At 61.9% G+C, this 15246-nt stretch carries 12 protein-coding genes and 1 pseudogene; 5 read left to right on the top strand and 8 right to left on the bottom strand.

The genetic code is table 11. From position 1 onward, the window contains the following. Window positions 1–225 precede the first annotated feature (225 nt). Together PDO_RS01530 and PDO_RS26605 are read right to left on the bottom strand one after the other, a co-directional pair. Window positions 226–624 carry a rhodanese-like domain-containing protein gene (locus PDO_RS01530; RefSeq protein WP_007596911.1) on the bottom strand — a complete coding sequence of 133 codons (399 nt, stop codon included), beginning with the start codon at window positions 622–624 and terminating at the stop codon, window positions 226–228. A 51-nt stretch (window positions 625–675) separates the two neighbouring features. After that, complete coding sequence (locus PDO_RS26605; RefSeq protein WP_081593118.1) at window positions 676–1200, bottom strand: hypothetical protein; 525 nt, start codon at window positions 1198–1200, stop codon at window positions 676–678. Window positions 1201–1312: 112 nt separating this feature from the next. On the opposite strand from PDO_RS26605, the gene ftrA reads away from it, so the two are divergent. Continuing rightward, complete coding sequence (gene ftrA / locus PDO_RS01520; protein ID WP_037072268.1) at window positions 1313–2320, top strand: transcriptional regulator FtrA; 1008 nt, start codon at window positions 1313–1315, stop codon at window positions 2318–2320. Between the two features lie 691 nt (window positions 2321–3011). Here the strand turns inward: ftrA and bfr are convergent. The 4 genes and pseudogenes from bfr to PDO_RS01500 all read right to left on the bottom strand — a co-directional run bounded on the left by bfr (window position 3012) and on the right by PDO_RS01500 (window position 9995). After that, complete coding sequence (gene bfr, locus PDO_RS01515) at window positions 3012–3497, bottom strand: bacterioferritin (protein WP_007596908.1); 486 nt, start codon at window positions 3495–3497, stop codon at window positions 3012–3014. Between the two features lie 945 nt (window positions 3498–4442). Beyond that, on the bottom strand, window positions 4443–4763 hold the full coding sequence (locus tag PDO_RS01510; RefSeq protein ID WP_007596907.1) for a (2Fe-2S)-binding protein: 321 nt from the start codon (window positions 4761–4763) through the stop codon (window positions 4443–4445). A gap of 99 nt (window positions 4764–4862) precedes the next feature. After that, complete coding sequence (locus PDO_RS01505) at window positions 4863–8363, bottom strand: error-prone DNA polymerase (protein ID WP_007596906.1); 3501 nt, start codon at window positions 8361–8363, stop codon at window positions 4863–4865. Then, window positions 8363–9995, bottom strand: a pseudogene (locus PDO_RS01500) (Y-family DNA polymerase). Before PDO_RS01500 ends, PDO_RS01505 begins: the two are co-directional and overlap by 1 nt. Before the next feature lie 973 nt (window positions 9996–10968). Between PDO_RS01500 and PDO_RS01490 the strand changes: the two are divergent. Continuing rightward, the gene (locus tag PDO_RS01490) at window positions 10969–11409 is read left to right on the top strand and encodes a metallopeptidase family protein (RefSeq protein WP_007596900.1); all 441 of its coding nucleotides are present in this window, start codon (window positions 10969–10971) and stop codon (window positions 11407–11409) included. A 117-nt stretch (window positions 11410–11526) separates the two neighbouring features. After that, window positions 11527–12276, top strand: coding sequence for an SDR family oxidoreductase (locus PDO_RS01485; protein ID WP_007596897.1), 750 nt, complete (start codon window positions 11527–11529; stop codon window positions 12274–12276). Between the two features lie 41 nt (window positions 12277–12317). Here the strand turns inward: PDO_RS01485 and PDO_RS01480 are convergent, their stop codons facing one another. Both PDO_RS01480 and PDO_RS01475 read right to left on the bottom strand, forming a co-directional pair. Next, a complete protein-coding gene (locus PDO_RS01480; protein ID WP_007596895.1) occupies window positions 12318–12524 on the bottom strand; it encodes a DUF1737 domain-containing protein in 207 nt (68 codons plus the stop codon). Next, on the bottom strand, window positions 12521–13444 hold the full coding sequence (locus PDO_RS01475) for an HpcH/HpaI aldolase/citrate lyase family protein (protein WP_037072265.1): 924 nt from the start codon (window positions 13442–13444) through the stop codon (window positions 12521–12523). Before PDO_RS01475 ends, PDO_RS01480 begins: the two co-directional genes overlap by 4 nt. A gap of 111 nt (window positions 13445–13555) precedes the next feature. On the opposite strand from PDO_RS01475, the gene PDO_RS01470 reads away from it, so the two are divergent. Then, window positions 13556–13786: a hypothetical protein gene (locus PDO_RS01470; RefSeq protein ID WP_007596891.1), complete on the top strand. Its 231-nt coding sequence runs from the start codon at window positions 13556–13558 to the stop codon at window positions 13784–13786. Between the two features lie 260 nt (window positions 13787–14046). Further along, a complete protein-coding gene (gene leuD / locus PDO_RS01465) occupies window positions 14047–14652 on the top strand; it encodes a 3-isopropylmalate dehydratase small subunit (protein ID WP_007596888.1) in 606 nt (201 codons plus the stop codon). Window positions 14653–15246: the final 594 nt, after the last annotated feature.

The following is a 15246-nucleotide window of genomic DNA, read 5'->3' as shown; positions in this document are numbered from 1 at the left end:
CCTTGGCGAAGACCGTCAGATCACCGGCCGCAAGCTGGAGATGGATGGTACCCAGTTCGTGAAGCAGTATCGCGCGGCCTGATCTTAGGCCTTGAACAGAACCCTCACGTTCGCGTGGGGGTTCGCAGGAAAAAACGACAATCGCCGAGAAACCGTCCGGGCGCAGACAGCCACGGACGGTGTCGCCATCGCAAGGGCTGAATGCCGCACCGGATCCGCCCTGTCCTATCGTCCGGTCGCCACCGCAAACCCCTCGTCGGCCCAGCCGGTCATGCCGCCGATCATCACCTTGACCCGCCGCCCCAGCCGGGCAAGACGCAGGGCCGCCCGGTCGGTGCCGTTGCAATGCGGCCCGGCGCAATAGACGACGAACAGCGTATCGTCGGGCCACTCGCCCATCTTGCGCTCGGTCATCTTGCCATGCGGCAGGTTGATCGCGCCCGGCACATGCGCCGTCTCGAAAAGCTGTGGTCCGCGAACATCGACAAGCACGAAATCCGTGACCCCGGTGGAAAGCGCGTGATGCACGTCCCAGCAATCGGTTTCAAAGGAAAGCCGCGCCGCATAGTGGGCGGCGGCGACGGCAGGATCTGCGGAAGGGATTTCGGTGACGGTGCTCGGCATGACACGCTCTTTACTGGCTGGTGGAACATACAGCGAGCTTGCCTTTTTCAGTTATTCGACGAAACTGGCGTCAATGCCAATCTCCGTAAAGATCTCGCCAATGACACATGCCCCGCCGGAGAGCCCGCCAGACAGCCCGTCGATCGGCACTAGGCCCGGACGACCGCGCCGTGCGCGAGACGGCGCGTCCCTGCCGGCATCGATGTCTCCGCCGATCGCGACCGCACGGGCGACGCCACCAGCGGCACCGCTGGCCACACGACCGATTGCGCCGCCGGAGGCATCACCAATGGCATCGCTGCCGGAACCTCCGCATGCGCCTTTCGCGGCGCCTCCAATGGCCGTGACAATGGCCGTAAAAGTGGCAGGGGCAGGGCTGGTCGCAGCCACGCCCGAAGCGGCGGAACCGGTCGCTGCCTCTCCCCTGTTTCCGCCACCAGCATCGCCGCCGCCGCTGTCTTCGGCGCCCGGACCGTCATCCTGTGCACGATCAGCTCGCCTGCCATCACTACCCGCGCCTTCATGGTCATTGCCTTCATCGCCAAAGCCCTCACAAGTACCCTGAGAAGTACCCATGCCAATGCCCTCACAAATTCCGTCACAAGCGACCACACAAATGCCCTCGCCAACATCTTCGTCAATTTCTTTGCCAGCATCGTCACCGATACCTGCGCCCGCGCCGTCGCCCATCGGAACCTCGCAGTCGTCACCGTCCCCCTTTCAGTCCTCCCCGCTCACCGGCCCGCGTGTCGCGACGCTTGCCTATGACTGTCTCTGCACCTTCGAGTTCGGGGTAGCGACCGAGGTTTTCGGCCTTGCCCGCCCGGAAATGGGGGAAGGCTGGTATCGTCATGCCACTGCAGCGGTCGAGCCCGGCCCCTTGCGTGCCGCGGGCGGCCTGATGGTCACGGCCGACAATGGACTGGACTTGCTGGAGGAGACCGACCTGATTGTCGTGCCCGGCTGGCGCGGTATCGATGCCCCGGTGCCGCCCGCGTTGATCCTTGCCTTGCGGGCAGCACAGGCAAGGGGCGCACGCATCATGTCCCTGTGTTCCGGCATTGCCGTTCTCGCGGCTGCCGGATTGCTCGATGGCCGCCGTGCGACCACCCACTGGCGCTATGTGGATGCGGTTGCCGCCCGTTATCCGCAGATAGAGCTGGATCCGGACGTGCTTTATATCGACGAGGGCAAGGTCCTGACCGCCGCCGGCAGCGCGGCCGGCATGGATTTGTGCCTTCATGTTGTGCGCAAGGATTTCGGCGCACAGGCCGCCAACAGCGTTGCCCGCCGCCTCGTTGTCCCACCCCACCGCGAAGGCGGCCAGGCCCAGTTCATTGAGCGACCCATTCTCCAGGATCGCGAAGGCGCCAGGCTCGCCCCTCTGATCGACTGGTTGCGCAGCCGGCTCGACGAGGACATCGGCCTGAAGCAGATGGCCGAACGCGCCGGCATGAGCGAGCGCACCTTCCAGCGCCGCTTCAAGGAGCTGACGGGAATGGCCCCGGGCGACTGGCTCCTGCTTGAACGACTGCGCTACGCCTGCGAATTGCTGCAGCAGCATGGCCAGGTCCCGCTCGACGACATTGCCACCGCCTCAGGCTTCGGCACACTGGCGACGATGCGTCATCATTTCCGCACCCGCCTCGCCACAAGCCCGGTCGCCTATCGCGCACGCTTTCGCCTCGGAACTTGACGAGTGAGCGGCCCGTGCGGGTGGGCACAGGCATCGACGGATGCCGTGAACGTCGCGCAAACGCATCCGGTATTCACCTGCGACAGCGTCTACGTCGCAAGGCCGGTATTTTGCACATCGCCCGCATATTGCGAAATCGTTAAGCCAAGCGAGGCCGCAACACCTGTGCGTGTCCCGGTCGCGTCTTGTATCGTGCAATGTAACTTGTCGCGCCACTTGAAGGAGCTGATGGGAAAGGCGCCGGATAGCTGGCTTTTGCCTGAACGCCTGCGTGACGCCTGAGAATGGCCGCTGAGGTGGGCCTGTCCCGCTCGACCATAGCGCCAGCACCGCAGGTTTCGGCATCCTGGCCACGATTCGTCATCATGTCCGCACCCGTCTCGCCACAAGCCCGGCCGTCTATCGCGCGTTTTCGCCTCGGAATTTGACGAGGGCGCGGCCTGAGCGGGTGGGCGCAGCCATAGACGGATCCGGTGTTCACCCGCAACAGCGCCGACGCCGCAAGGCCGGCATTTTGCGCATCACGCGCATCTTGCTGCGTCGTCAAGCCAAGCGAGGCCGCAACACCTGTTCGTGTCCCGGCCTCGTCTTGTATCGTGCAGTTCAACTTGTCGCGCCGCTTCAAGGAGCTGACGGGAAATGCGCCGGGCACGCCCGGCACCGCAAGCTCTTCAGGCAGACAACGGGCTGCTTATTCGGCAGCGTCAGCGGAATCAGCGTTCAGCTGACCATACTTCTCTTCGCCTAGCTTCGACAGAAGTTCGAGCTGGGTTTCGAGGAAGTCGATATGGCCTTCTTCGTCGATCAGAAGCTCTTCGAACAGCTTCATCGTGACATAGTCGCCGGCCTGGTAACAGACGTCGCGCGACGCCTTGTAGGCGGTGCGGGCATCGTATTCGCCGGCCAGATCGGCTTCGAGCACTTCCTTGACATTCTGGCCGATGCGCAGGGCGCCGACCTGCTGCAGGTTGGGATGACCTTCAAGGAAGATGATGCGAGCAACCAGCTTGTCCGCATGCTGCATTTCTTCGATCGACTCGGCGCGCTCCTTCTTGGCGAGCTTGGTATAGCCCCAGTCTTCGAGCAGGCGGTAGTGCAGCCAATACTGATTGACCGCGCCGAGCTCGAGGAAAAGCGCCTCGTTGAGCCGTTCAATGACCTTCGGATCACCCTTCATGAAATTCGTCCTTTACGTGAATGGAATGGAAAAACTTTACCCCTTGCCGGAAATCCTGTCGAGCGCTTTTTTAGAAGTATTCTAAGGATGTCGAGTTTTAAACCTTGGGCCGGAAAGGCTGAAGAATCCGTGTAGAGACCGGCAAACCAGGCCTCGATCTATATTTGTAGGGTAGTAAGTGGCGCTTCCTGCCGCCGCAAAACTTGGCCCCACGCCTACTCCCGGTCCTACCGCTACCCCTACCGTAGCCACACACCCATACCCATGCCCTTGTCGATGCCAATATCCAGACTTGTCAGCCGATGGAAAGACCACATTTGCAACCGGCCGGCGTCGCTCGATACGCCTCAGGTGTGACTTGTCCCCAAGGCATGGGCGAGCGGATGCACCACGCCAGCATCTTGTTCTTCAACTGCGCATCGGAGCAAAACACTGCACCATCTCGTGCCGGCTCGTAAAAGGCTCGCTATAGCAGCAGGGGCAAACAGGGAGGAAAGAGGCGGGGTGCTGATGCAATCCGGCGTTGCGCGTCTATCTTTGTTTTGGACAACGTCCCATCGGAAATCAGGTTCGGATCGAGAAGAAGGCTTCAAGGCTTCAAGGCTTCAAGGCTTCAAGGCTTCAAGGCTTCAAGGCTTCAAGGCTTCAAGGCGATCAACTCCTGCTTCCTGAACTGATCAAGCTCGAAAGGCCGGTCTGAACGACAGACCCGCTTGTCTTGTGACGTTTGTTGTCTTTCGCAACAAAGGACACGTTTGCCGCCACGAACTCAAGCCGAAGGCCGCCCGTCCGAAATGGAGCCCGAAATGGAGATTGCAGAGACCAGGAAGTGTCGGGGAGATTTCAGCCAAAAGCCCTGCCGCTGACCAGGCTTTTCAGCCCGATTGGCCCTGCTCACACAGCGGGCTTCAGTCAGGCAAATGCGCATGCGCCAGACAGGCCGGCTCAGCCGACCCTGCGTGCGACAGCCATGGCCTGGCGACGCTCGACGGCAGCGGCCTGCTGTTCTTCGTGAAAACGCTTCAGACGGTCAATGAAATTGACAACTTCAGCCGTCTCGCTCTCGCGGGCGTCATGGTATTCCGCAGTGGTCTTGATGATCAGGTCAACCACATTCGGAAAGCAACCGCAGCAACGGCCGCGCTTGCCCATGGCGTGATAGACCTTGGCCGGAACGATCAACTGCCAACAGTCTTCGTCAAGCAGCTCAGCGATGACTGACTTGATGTCCTTGTCGGTAATGTAATTGCAGCTGCAGACCAGCATGAAAGCGTGCACCGTCAAACATGACTCTTACTCTCGCCTTTCTGCTGAACTGGATGCGCTTTGTCAAGAACATTCCGATGGACCGCGACACCACGCCGCTCAGTGAAAATTGCGGCCTTTCGGCATGACGCTGGCAATCGCACCGTCCAAAACTGCCCTTCTTCCGCTGGCCTCCCCTCTTGCTGGCGCCTCCCTTCCTCTTTGTGCCTCCTCTCCACTTGGTGCCTGCCCGACACTCGGCACCTGGCTTGTCACCGCGAGCGAGGCGCGGCTTGCACCCGTCATCACCTCACCCCTTTCACCGCCCTGGCCCTCCCCTTGCCCCTCACCCCGACCCTTACCCTGGCCCTTGCCCGGACCCTGGCGATGATCGACGCCCGGCCGCCGCACTTCGTCGGCATGGGCAAGCGTGGTAAAATCCTTCAGGTCGCGCTGCAGAATGCCGAGCCGCACCGTTGCATCGATCAGGTGATCGGCAACCACATGGATGACCCCATCCGCTTTTTGCAGCTTGCCGCGCAGACAGACGAAACGGGCCCCCATGACGATCGCCCGATACCGTTCGAAGACCTTGGGCCAGACGATGATATTGGCGACGCCCGTCTCGTCCTCGATGGTCATGAAGATGACGCCCTTGGCAGAACCGGGCCTCTGGCGCACCAGAACCAGTCCGGCAATCTGGATCGTGTCGCCATTGCGCAAGGTTTCCAGATCGACCGCACGGCAGAGGCCCGCCCGTGTCATGTCCGCTCTGAGGAAGGACACCGGATGCGCCTTGAGCGAAAATGTCAGCGCGCGGTAGTCGCTCAGCACCTCTTCGCCCGGCAGCATGCGTGGCAGCGCCATTTCGGCCTCGCCATGGATATCCTCCTGCGGCACCGTTGCAAACAACGGCAGCATTTCCACCGCTTGGTCTCCGTCCAGCGCCTGCGCCGCCCACAGCGCATCGCGCCGGCCAAGACCAAGTGACGAAAAGCAGTCGGCATCCGCCAGCCGCTCGATCACCGAACTCGGCAGGCGCGTGCGCAGCCAGAGATCACGGACCGAATCATAGCCCGATCCGCGCTGCGCCACGAGCAGGTCCATATCCACACTCGAGACACCCTTGACCTGCCGCAATCCCAGCCGAACCGCCTTTTCCGTCAGGATGACGCCGGCCATCGAACGATGGCGCGCCGAGATCCGGGCAGGATCGAACTCCCCCGCTTCCAGCCCGTTGTCCCAATCGGAATGATTGATGTCGACAGGCCGTATCTCGACGCCATGCTCGCGCGCGTCACGGATCAACTGCGCCGGTGCATAAAAACCCATCGGCTGGGAATTGAGCAGAGCCGCGCAGAACACATCGGGATAGAAGGCCTTGAACCAGCAGGAAATATAGACGAGCAGGGCAAAGGACGCCGCATGGCTTTCGGGAAATCCATATTCGCCAAACCCCTCGATCTGGCTGAAACAACGCTCGGCAAACTCCCGCTCGTAGCCGCGGCCGAGCATACCGTCGACGAAACGCGCCTTGAAATCGCTGACCTGTCCCGTCCGCCGGAATGTTGCCATCGCCCGCCGCAACCGGTCGGCCTCGGCCGGCGTAAAGCCCGCTGCGGTAATCGCGATCTGCATCGCCTGTTCCTGAAAAAGCGGCACGCCGAGTGTCCGCTCCAGCACCGGCACGAGTTCCGCCTTTGGATAGGTCGGTTGCCGGCCATGCTTGCGGAATTCCTGCCGGTTTCTCAGATAGGGATGCACCATATTGCCCTGGATCGGCCCGGGCCGGACGATTGCCACCTCGATCACCAGATCGTAGAAAATCCGCGGCCGCAGTCTCGGCAGCATGCTCATCTGTGCCCGGCTCTCGATCTGGAAGACGCCCAGCGTATCGGCCCGGCAGATCATGTCATAGACCGCTGGCTGGTCATCGTCGAAGATCGAGGCAAGCGTTTCCGTGCGCCGGTAATGTTGCTCCAGCAGCTTCATGGCCTTCGCCAGGCAGGTCAGCATGCCGAGCGCCAGAACGTCGATCTTCAGGATCTTCAGCACATCAAGATCGTCCTTGTCCCATTCGATCATGTACCGGCCATCGGCCGTGTTCATGATCGGCACCACCTCGTCGAGCCGGTCGCGGGTGATCACGAAGCCGCCGACATGCTGGGACAGATGGCGCGGAAAGCGCTGCAGCTGGTCGGCATAATGCATCACCTGCCGGGTCGTCGGATCGCCGAGATCAAGCCCGGCGGCCTTGGCCTGGTCCTCGGTGAAGTTTTTTGTCCACCAGCCCCAGATCGAACCGGCCAGCGCCGATTGCACATCATCCGACAGGCCGAAGGCCTTGGCGACTTCGCGACCGGCCGAACGGGCGCGGTAGCTGATCACCGCCGCCGTCAGCGCCGCATGTTCACGCCCATAGGCCTCGTAGATGAACTGGATCACCTCCTCGCGCTGGCTATGCTCGAAGTCGACATCGATATCGGGCGGCTCGTCACGCTCGGTCGAGATGAAGCGATCAAAGAGCAAAGTCGTCTTTTCCGGGTTCACCTCGGTGATCCCGAGGCAATAGCAGACGGCGGAATTGGCCGCCGATCCACGCCCCTGGCACAGGATATCCTTGCTGCGGGCATAGTTGATGATCCGCTGCACGGTGAGAAAATAGGGTTCGTACTTCTTCTCGCCGATCAGGTTCAGCTCGTATTCCAGCAGCATCGCGACCTTTTCGGGAATGTCTCTATTCGGAAAGCGCCGGGCAGCCCCCTCATAGGTCAGTCGGCGCAAGGCCTGGGCAGGCAGTTCGCCGTCGATGCTTTCGTCCGGATATTGATGGTTGAGCTCGTCAAGCGAGAAATGAAGCCGGCTAAAGAATTCGCTGGTGGCCGCTATCGCCTCGGGATGAAGCCGGAGCAGACGCGCCATTTCCCGCGGCGCCTTCAAATGTCGCTCGGCATTGGCGGCAAGTCGAAAGCCGGCCTGCACGACGGTCACATGCGCGCGAATGGCGGTGACGACATCGGCGAGCGGTCGATGTTCGGGAATGTCGTAGAAAGGGTCGTTGCTGGCGACCAGCGGCAGGTTCAAGGCTTTGCCCAGGCTTGAGATTTCGGCAAAACTCAAACGATCCTGCCCGTCATGGCGGGGAACCAGGGTGAGATAGAGCCTACCGTCGAGAACCGGCAGAAGCCGCTCGAGGCGACGGCGAAACTCCAGCGCCTGATCCGGGTCGGCAAGCGCTGGCGGCATCGCGGCAAAGAGCAGATCCTGCGACCATTCGAACAGATCCGCCTCGTAAAGCGTGCAGCTTCCCTTCTGCGAGCGCAGATTGCCGGCGCTCAGCAGCCGGCAGAGATGTCCCCAGCCCCGCCGGTTCATCGGATAGGCGAGAAGCTCCGGCGTTCCGTCGGCAAAGACCAACCGCGCACCCGGCCGAAAAGCATAATTGTTGGTCTTGGCCACCGCATGCAGGCGCACCACGCCGGCCACGGTGTTGCGATCGGCAAGCCCCAGGCCGGCAAGCTTCAAGTCCCGTGCGACCCGCACGAGATCTTCCGGATGGGCAGCCCCTTCAAGAAAGGAAAAATTGCTGCGTGCACCGATTTCGAAATAGACGGGCTCCATCAGGCAAACACCCCTTGCATATACCATTCGGGATGGTCAGGGCCGCGCTCGTAAAGTCCCTCGCGAAAAAGCCAGAAACGGTGGCCGGCGCTGTCTTCGATGCGGAAATAGTCACGCGGCGGCCTTGTCTCGCCGTCGATCCACCATTCGGGCGCGACACGCTCCGGCCCCTCGGCACGCGCCACCCGATGCCGGCTGCGGCGCCAGCGAAACATGGCCGGCGGACCATCCGGCAGTTCAGCGGTCACCTCGACCGGTTCCGGCCGGGCAAATAGCCGCAGCGGCCGCACGCCCCGTTGCGGTGCCGGGAGCGGTATCGCCTGGGATGGCAGGCCGTCACCCAGGGGCTGCAGCAGTGCGGCGCGATCCGGCCAATGACTGGCAAGTGCCGTCGGCACCGTCAGGCAACGCGGCCCGAGCCGGGCAGAAACCTGGTCGAGAAATCGACCGAAGCGGCCCTCCGCTTCGGCCTCCTGGTCGAAATGCGGCTGGCTGGGCGACAGGTTCTCGCTGCGCAGCACATTGAGCCTGATCAACTCGAAACCGAAGCCGGCATCGAGATCGTCGCGCAACACCGACAAGCGCTCCGAAAATAGCGACCGGATCCGCGCCGCATCATTCAGCGGGGCTGATGTTCCGACTTCGATGCGAAAAACCCGGCCATCGACACGAAACAGCAAAAGCTCAAACAGCCGCCCGCCTTCGCCCCGGGCTTGCAGCCCCGCCTTCAAGCCGCAGGCAAGCCGGCCGGCAAGATCGAGGATCTGCGTCTCCATGCTGATCGGCTCCGCCAGGCGTCGCTCGACCGAAAGCATGGCGAGCGGTCGCCGCGGCGAAATCGGTTCCCCTTCGCGGCCCATCGCCCGGTCAAGACGCAGCAGCGGCTCCGGCCCGAAGCGCCGCATGATCGGCCCCCGCGGCGCCGTCATCAAGTCGCCGATCTGCTTCAGGCCGACCTTGGCGAGCTTCAGGCAGATCTCGCTTGCCAGCCTGAGCGCCTTGACCGGCAGGCCGGCCAGCACCGCCGGCACATCCGCGGGCGGAATGATCGCCGGGCCGTTAAAGCGCGCCGCGGCCCAGGCAAGCCCCGGCGTCGGGGCAACCGATCCACGCACATCGAGACCGAAGCAGGTCAACCGGCCGACGAGATCGTCAAGCAGCTTTTCCTCGCCGCCGAACAGATGGGCGCAGCCGCTGATATCGAGCATCAAACCATTCTCGTCATCGACGGCGACCAGCGGCGTGTAGCGATCGCACCAGTCGGCTAGCGCATCGAGGAAGGCGCGGTCAGCATCCGCATCCGCTTCGATCACGTCAAGGCTCGGGCAGATCGCCCTTGCCTCGGCCAGCCCCTGGCCAATCCTGAGACCGATCGCCTCGGCGGCTTCGTCCAGCGCCGTCAGCTGCATGCTGGTGGCCACCCGCCCGGCACAAACGACCGGTGGATGGTCAGGACGCCCGTTCGAACGCCAGGAGAGCCCCCAGCGGCGGCGTGCCAGCCTGTCCGTGGCCAGGCGGGAAGAAGATCGCCAGGATACGCCGATCCGGCACGGTTCCCGGAAGAGACGGTGCCAGGGATGACGGAAGAGGTGACGAAACGGGCGGGACAGATGGGTTTGAGGCGGCGGTCATGGATGATCCACTCCAGGAAAAGCGCGGAAACCCCCGACGATCGGGATTTTTCGGCAAGGATACGAAAAACGGGATGGCCTATGCCGCCGCCAAGCAGACTTCCATCCGACAAGACCCGCGCCATGGCGGGTGCAGGTTCGACCAGCAGGCGAAGAGAAGCGCTTGATGCCTCCTCCTCTCCCGACTGGCGAAGGAGAAACAGCGTCCCGCCGGTAGCCCGCGCCTTCAGGGAAAGGCGGCGGCTTTCGGTAAGCCCGAATTTCTGAGGATTGCCATGCACTTCGAAGAGCACGGCAGAAAAGGCGCGCGACGAAAGTGCGGCGTCCGCCAGCCAGAGCGCATCCTCGGTGCGCCGCGGCAGGGCATGGATCACTTCACCGGCCTCGAGCCCGAAATCGGCAAGCCCCGGCGCGTAGAGAATGCCGGCTTCACGGCTGACAAACGGATCGGCAATCAGCAGGGTGCGGCGCGGCGTGCCGTTCCGGCCGTCCAGCAGACGCGAAAGCGCAAAGGCAAAGCCGCTCGCCGCGCCTGCGTCCTGCATGCGCGCGCTGCGGATTTCCACCATGGTGCCGGCAACCGCAATCTCGGTCATCAGCTGGTCGAAATCACGATTGCCGAAGCCGACGGCATGAGACCCGGCAGCATCTGGCCCCGCAGCATCCGGATTGGCGGCGATCCGGCTGCGAAGGGCGGTGTCGGCATGATCCGGATCGGCCGCCATGCGGGCGGCATGGCTGGCCTTCCCCTCGATCAGGGCGACTGCCTGTCTGAGGGCAAAAAGCTGCTCCTGCGCCTGAGGGCCTGCGCCCATGACGATCTCTCCTGTCGAAGTGTTCTCTTTATGTTCCTATGGATTCCAGAGCTCCGCCCAAGAGTCAACCGGATTCATTGTGAATTTATTCCTTGACCGGATTTGCTCTCGAAATGCGCGGGCGAAATGCCTATATGTCGGCGGTAGTTAGGAGTTCCAATGGCCCGCATTGACCAGACCGAAGATTGGCGCGAACGCCATGCCCCGACGATCAGCACCTTCGAGTCGCTGGCGATCGAGGCCTATGGCCACCTGCCGCAGGAGTTTCGCGCACTGACCGGCGAACTGATCATCGAGATCAGCGATTTCCCGACGGATGAAATCTTCGAGGACATGGCGCTGGAAACGCCGTTCGACCTGCTTGGCCTGTTCGAGGGCCGCGGCATTTCCGAGCGTTTCACCATGGAAACCGGCGAAATGCCCAACCGCATCACGCTCTATCGCCGGCCGATCCTCGATTACTGGGCCGAAAACGATGAAACGCTGGGCGATATCATCACCCATGTCCTGATCCACGAGATCGGCCACCATTTCGGCCTGTCCGACGACGACATGGAGCGCATCGAGGAAAGCGCCGAGGAAGCGGCTGCCGAACACTGAAACTGGCCCTGTCGTCCTCCCGCCGGCCTGAGCGCACGGCATAAGCTCGCTGCAGGAATCGGGTGGCTGCCGAATGGCACCCATCCTATCCGGGAGCCTCCAACAAACGGAGGTTCCATGACAAGTCTCACCAACAAGGTTGCCATCATCACAGGCGCATCGTCCGGCATTGGCCGCGCGACCGCCATGCTCTTTGCCCGGGAGGGCGCTTCTCTCATTCTCAATGCCAGGAGCCTTGCCCCCCTGGAAGAGGTGGCCGCCGCCATTCGAGATCAGGGCGGAAGAGCTTTTGCCGTCGCCGGAGACGTTGCAGTAGCGCAAACCCATGAGTCGCTTGTCCATGCGGCGGTCGGTCGGTTCGGCGGCCTGGACATCGCCATCAACAACGCCGGAACCGTCGGCCCGATCAAGCCGCTTGCAGATCTCACCCTGCTGGAATGGCAGGACACGCTGACAGCAAATCTGAGCTCCAACTTCCTTGCTGCCCGCCACCAGATCCCCGCCATGCTCGAACGCGGCGAAGGCGCGCTGGTCTTTGTCTCGAGCTTTGTCGGAACCAGCGTCGGCATCCCCGGCATGGGCGCCTATGCCGCATCCAAGGCCGGCATCATGGGTCTGGTGAAGGGGATTACTGCCGACTATGCAAACAAAGGCATCAGGGCCAATGCGCTTCTTCCGGGCGGAACCGATACGGCCATGGCCGGCGACGAAGCCCAGAAGCAATGGGCCGCCGGCCTGCATGCCTTGAAGCGCATCGCCCGTCCGGAGGAAATCGCCCAGGCCGCCCTCTTCCTCGCCGGTCCGATGGCAAGCTTCGTCGCCGGCTCGGCCCTTTATGCAGATGGCGGCAATGCGGCCGTCAAGTGAAGCAATCACCCGGGAAAGCCAGCTCCCCCGGGTGATTGCCCTTATTGTTCGCCGAGCTTCATCGTCGGATCATAGTCCTTGCCATGCACGGTCTTCACCACCGCCTGGCCGCAATGCATCTGGTTGGTCGCCGCATTGAACGACAGACTGGGCGCGCCATGCAGTTCCCAGCCCTTGTTCAGCGCATCGGTCACCCGATGACAGAAGTTCGCGTCGTCGGGACCGGTAAGGAAACGATAGACTTTCACGTTGCATGGACCTTTCTGTCTTGAATGCTTTGAAACCTGGCGAGCAGACGCTCCGCCTCGTCGAGATGCAGCCGTTCGATCATCCGGCCATCCGCATTGATCACGTTGAGCCCGGCATTGTCGGGCCGGGCAAAGACCTCGACCACCAGACGCGCCTCGGCGAGATCCCCGGCGCTTGGCCCGAATGCCGCATTGGCCGCCGCGATCTGCGCCGGATGGATCAGCATCTTACCGTCGAAACCCATCGCCCGGCCCTGGCTGCATTCCGCGGCAAAGGCCTCAAGATCCTTGAAATCGTTCGAGACGCTGTCGATCACGTCCAGCCCGTAGGCGCGCGCCGCCAGCACCACCTGCATCAGCCACGGCACCAGATAGCTGCGGCCCGCTGCGGCCGGCACCCCGGTCGCCTTGCGCAGGTCGTTCAGCCCGACGACGAAGGCATCGAGCCTGGAATCCGCCGTCCGGCCTGCCGAGGCAATCGCTGCGGCATTGAGGATACCGCGCGGCGTCTCGATCATCGCCCAGACCCTGAGACCTTCCGCCGCACCCCTCTCACCGATCAGCTCGGCCACACTCTGCACCGCGTCCGGATCCTCGACCTTGGGCAGCAGCACGGCCTCGGGCATGCAGGCAAGCACGGCGTCCATGTCATCTCGGAAAAATGCGCTGTCGGACCCGTTGACGCGGATGATCCGCTCGCGATGGCCGAGATCGGTTTTTTCAAGGAAAGCCAGGAGATTGGCGCGGGCCTCGACCTTCTTTTCCAGTGCGACGGAATCCTCCAGGTCGAAGATCACCGCATCGCAGTCCAGCCCCGCCACCTTGTCGAGCGCACGCCGGTTGATCGCCGGCACGGTCAGCACCGAGCGACGAAGCCCGGAAGGGTGCCTTGAAGAATGATGATCGTGATAGGATGTCATGGTGCTGACTTCTGGCAAGCTTTGCCGCCTCGCGCAAGATGACAATTCGGTGAAAACCCCTTGCATTCATGGCGAAGAAGGACCACCTTCGTCGTGTGAAAGGAACTTAACATGCACAATATCCGTTCCGCCGTTCTCGCCGTCGCAGGTCTCGCACTCATCGGGCTCGCCGCAGCTTTCGCTGTGTCGCTCACCCTCGTCATCGGCGCCTTCCTGACCGTGACCCTCGCCGTGCGCATGCTGATGCTGCGCACCAGGCAGGCGCCGGTCTATGCCAAGGCCAGACGCCAGGAAGACATGCGCATCTGGAACGATGGCAAAGGCACGATCATCGACCTTTGAGGGTCGGATGAAGCTCTTCGGGAGCGATCGCGCGCGCAGACTGCGACGGTGAGATCTTGCGCGCCAAAAGCCGCGATCTCCAACTCCGGCCCGGGCTCCGGTCTGAACTCTGGATCTCAAGCAAAATTCTCCTTCAAATTTGTGCTGTTTTGTTTTATTGCCGAGGCATTATCGCCGCTCCACGGCGCCGGCCGCCGGATAAGACAGGCGAAAAGCGCACAGGAGCGTTGGATCACACGCCCAGATCGAAGGCAGGATTGATGGAAAAGTTCGTAAAGCTCACCGGCGTTGCCGCGCCGCTCCCGGTCGTCAACATCGACACGGACATGATCATCCCGAAGGATTATCTGAAGACCATCAAGCGCACCGGTCTCGGCGCCGGCCTGTTCGCCGAGGCCCGTTTCAAGGAAGACGGCTCGGAAAACCCGGATTTTATCCTCAACAAACCGGCCTATCGCAATGCCCAGATCCTGGTTGCCGGCGACAATTTCGGCTGCGGCTCGTCGCGTGAACACGCGCCCTGGGCGCTGCTCGACTTCGGCATCCGCTGCGTCATCTCGACCTCGTTCGCCGACATCTTCTACAACAACTGTTTCAAGAACGGCATCCTGCCGATCGTCGTCAGCCCGGAAAACCTGGAAAAGCTGCTCGACGACGCTGGCCGCGGCTCCAATGCCGTTTTGACCGTCGATCTCGAAAGCCAGGAAATCACCGGCCCGGACGGCGGCAAGATCACCTTCGAACTCGATGCCTTCAAGCGCCATTGCATGCTGAACGGCCTCGACGACATCGGCCTGACACTGGAAAAGGCATCGAGCATCAATGTCTTCGAAAAGTCATTGGCCAGCTCGCGCCCCTGGGCCTGAACAGGCGTCACGCTTGAGAAGCTCGGCGGATCGTCTCGACTGAGCTGAAATATCAAACCGTCTGCAGCACACGCTGCGGGCGGTTTTTCTTTGTTCAATATGCGCCATCATGGGCCGGAGGGCGCACAAAATGACGTCTGCATTCGGCCTATACCGTTGAAAAACACCCTCGATGTGAGGTGGCTCAACGTCGGCGAGATATCAAGTAATGAGTTGCAGAAGTAGCGAAGGCGAACTCAGGAAGCTGCCAACAACGAGACCAACTAATCCAAGAGCTACCGCTCCGACAAGTCCATGGTTCTCCCAGCCAATCAAAGCTCCCACCGCAGTCGCTGCGACGATGATCGACACTGACCATACGATCTTGATGAGCGAGACCATGCGCCGCATGACAGTGGCTTTTTCTTGCGTCATAGCAAAACCGGTTTGTTTCGAAGCCTTCGTTGATTGAATATAATATAGAATTTTCCCTAGTGCCGCACCAAGGCACTACAAATGGCTCAGCCACTATAGGCATATATTGCGCACAACTCGTCGGGAACTATGACGATCAGACCAGTTCGGCCATAAGCGTAGTAGCTACCCGGCTTATAC

This window comes from Rhizobium sp. PDO1-076, from assembly GCF_000247475.1.
GTDB lineage: Bacteria > Pseudomonadota > Alphaproteobacteria > Rhizobiales > Rhizobiaceae > Allorhizobium.
This window is presented reverse-complemented; position numbering and strand designations above follow the sequence as displayed.

Bases quoted from the DNA above. Each gene is read 5' to 3' on its own strand.
- PDO_RS01530 (WP_007596911.1), bottom strand. From the start codon at position 624: ATGCCGAGCACCGTCACCGAAATCCCTTCCGCAGATCCTGCCGTCGCC.
- PDO_RS26605 (WP_081593118.1), bottom strand. From the start codon at position 1,200: ATGGGTACTTCTCAGGGTACTTGTGAGGGCTTTGGCGATGAAGGCAAT.
- bfr (WP_007596908.1), bottom strand. From the start codon at position 3,497: ATGAAGGGTGATCCGAAGGTCATTGAACGGCTCAACGAGGCGCTTTTC.
- PDO_RS01510 (WP_007596907.1), bottom strand. From the start codon at position 4,763: ATGCTGGTCTGCAGCTGCAATTACATTACCGACAAGGACATCAAGTCA.
- PDO_RS01505 (WP_007596906.1), bottom strand. From the start codon at position 8,363: ATGGAGCCCGTCTATTTCGAAATCGGTGCACGCAGCAATTTTTCCTTT.
- PDO_RS01490 (WP_007596900.1), top strand. From the start codon at position 10,969: ATGGCCCGCATTGACCAGACCGAAGATTGGCGCGAACGCCATGCCCCG.
- PDO_RS01485 (WP_007596897.1), top strand. From the start codon at position 11,527: ATGACAAGTCTCACCAACAAGGTTGCCATCATCACAGGCGCATCGTCC.
- PDO_RS01475 (WP_037072265.1), bottom strand. From the start codon at position 13,444: ATGACATCCTATCACGATCATCATTCTTCAAGGCACCCTTCCGGGCTT.
- PDO_RS01470 (WP_007596891.1), top strand. From the start codon at position 13,556: ATGCACAATATCCGTTCCGCCGTTCTCGCCGTCGCAGGTCTCGCACTC.
- leuD (WP_007596888.1), top strand. From the start codon at position 14,047: ATGGAAAAGTTCGTAAAGCTCACCGGCGTTGCCGCGCCGCTCCCGGTC.